The sequence below is a fragment of the Methylobacterium sp. A52T genome (assembly GCF_053346095.1).
Genome location: NZ_JBKFBI010000283.1, coordinates 1 through 2,175, shown reverse-complemented (window position 1 = coordinate 2,175; position 2,175 = coordinate 1). Strand labels below are relative to the sequence as shown.

The following is a 2,175-nucleotide window of genomic DNA, read 5'->3' as shown; positions in this document are numbered from 1 at the left end:
CCCGGGCCGCCGCGCGCAGGGCCCGGCGCGCCGCGCCGGAGAGGCGCAGGCGCGGCCGCCCGAGGCCGAAGCCGATCAGCGCGAGGCCCAGCCCGAAGGCGGCGAGCGCCGAGGCGGGGACCGCGAGGGGCGAGGGGATCGCGGGGGGCGCCCGCTCGGTCTCGCGGTCGGGCAGGCCGCCGCCGATCTGCCGGGCCGGGATCTCGGTCTCGCGCATCGTGCGAGTGTTGGTGTCGAACCACGGGATCGCGATGGCGTCGAGGGGGATGATCTCCGGCACGCCGGGCTTCACGTCCCACTGGTAGGTGGCCCGCGCCACGGGCCCCGAGGGCGTCAGCAGCGTCTCGCGGGTGACGGGCCCCGCGAAGGTGATGATGCCGCGGGTGCGCATGACCGGCCGGGGCGGCAGGCCCTCGGCGACCATACCCTGGGCCTCCAGGGTGACGATCCGGCGGGTGGTCTCGCCGACCTTGATGGTCTCCGGGTCAGGGCTCCAGGAATCGGTGATCGCCACGTCCTTGGCGGGCAGCCACCAGGGCTCCTTGGCGTCGGGGCCGCCGGTGGGCTCGGTCCAGGGTGCGACCGGGAAGGGGATCGGCTTCGAGCGGACTTCGACGACCCGCCGCTCGCCGACATCGTTGACGGTGAGCTTGTGGACGAACGGCTCGATGGTGAACTGGCCGGCATGGTGCGGGAAGACCGCCACGGTGCGGTCGAACGCGATGGCGCTCTGGCCGTCGGGGAGCTTGGTCCGGCTCCAGTGGTCGCGGCCGAGCTGCGTCCACGAGAAGTTCGCGAGGGAGGGCTGCACCACCTCCTCGAGCAGGATCGGCTGCTTGTAGACCCCGTGGATCTTCAGGAGGACCATCTCGCGGGGGAAGGGCGCGCTGTTGCCGTTGAGCTCCGCGGTCACCGTCAGCGTGAGGTCGCCCGGCTCGATCTCGGCCCGGGCGGGAAGGGGGGCGAGGAAGGGCGCGAGGAGGATGAGGGCGCGGGTCAGGGCGCGCCGCCCGGAAACGCCGAAAACACTTACCACGGGTTGCTCCCGGCGGGGATCGCGGTGCCGGCCTCGACCCGGCGGGTCTGCTCGGCGCGCAGGCGCAGCTTGAGATAGCGGCCGGGATCGTCCGGCAGGGTCTGGAGCCAGAGCCGGTCCGGGCGGATCTCGTGGGCCTCGAAGCTCTTGGTCACCCGGCGGACCTCGCGCTCGGGCGCCTCGGCCACCATGGCGGAGCCGCCGCCGGTCCGGCCGCGGCCGGCCGCGTCGCCGGCCGAGCCCCGGGCCTGGCCCTTGCCGGCGTCGATCGACTGCTGCTCGGCCTTGCCGCGGCGGGCGACCTTGCTGTTGCCGGGCAGCGACGCGCTGGCGTTCGATTCCTTGTTGCCGGCGAGGCCCTCGCCGCTGGAGGCGGCGTTGATGTCGTTGTTCTGGTCCTGGTTGGCGGTGTTGTTGTAGCGGGCGCCGTACTGGGCGGTGCCGTTGGCGATGCCGCCGCCGGGCCCGCGGTCAATCACCTCGGCCCGCATCCGGGCGATCAGCGAGCGGTTGGCCTGGGCGTCGGCGTCGCGGGGGTTGAAGCGCAGGGCCTCGTCGTAGGCCGCGAGCGCCCCGTCGAGGTCGCCGGCCCTCGCGAGCGCGTTGCCGAGATTGTAGCTTGCCCGCCGCCCGCCGCCACGGAACAGCGTGACCGCTTCCTCGTAGCGGCCGGCCTCGTAGAGCGCGGCGGCGCGCCAGGCCGGATCGACGAACACGTCCGCCGCGAGGCCCGGCAGGCCGAGGCCCATCAGCAGCCGCCCGAAACCGGTGCGGGGCTGCGAGACCGCGAGCAGCGCCAGGAGGCCGACACCCGCGAGGGCGAGGCCAGCGATCCGGGCGAGCCGCCGCCAGCGCGGCGGCAGACCGGCCCGGAGCGGGGCGGCGAGGCCGGTCTCGGGAAGGGTCAGCCGCATCACGCGCTCCTGCGGAACAGCAGCAGCGCCGGCAGCGCCGCCAGCAGCAGCAGCCAGCGCCCGAGATCCGCGTAGGCCAGGACGCCGTAGCCGCCCGCCGCGAGGTGCTGGGCGAGCCCGGCCCCGACCGCGTCGAGCACCGGGCCCGGCGTCGCGATGTCGGCGGCCGTGCCGCCGCCGGCCCCGGCGCGGGGGTGGAGGGCGGGCCCGTGGGGCTTCGGGGGG

The 2,175-nt window shown here is 75.4% G+C and carries 2 protein-coding genes and 1 pseudogene; all 3 read right to left on the bottom strand.

All coding sequences use genetic code 11. The features are described from left to right. Positions 1–1,036: hypothetical protein (locus ACLBYE_RS30335; protein WP_447697007.1), on the bottom strand; the 1,036-nt coding region annotated here is incomplete at its 3' end. Continuing rightward, positions 1,030–1,950 carry a tetratricopeptide repeat protein gene (locus ACLBYE_RS30330; protein WP_447697006.1) on the bottom strand — a complete coding sequence of 307 codons (921 nt, stop codon included), beginning with the start codon at positions 1,948–1,950 and terminating at the stop codon, positions 1,030–1,032. The genes ACLBYE_RS30330 and ACLBYE_RS30335, both read right to left, overlap by 7 nt. Continuing rightward, a pseudogene (locus tag ACLBYE_RS30325) lies at positions 1,950–2,175 on the bottom strand (VWA domain-containing protein); the annotation flags it as partial. The gene ACLBYE_RS30330 and the pseudogene ACLBYE_RS30325, both read right to left, overlap by 1 nt.

What these genes read in the sequence shown, in the direction of transcription:
- ACLBYE_RS30330 (WP_447697006.1), bottom strand. Translation starts at nt 1,950, where the DNA reads ATGCGGCTGACCCTTCCCGAGACCGGCCTCGCCGCCCCGCTCCGGGCC.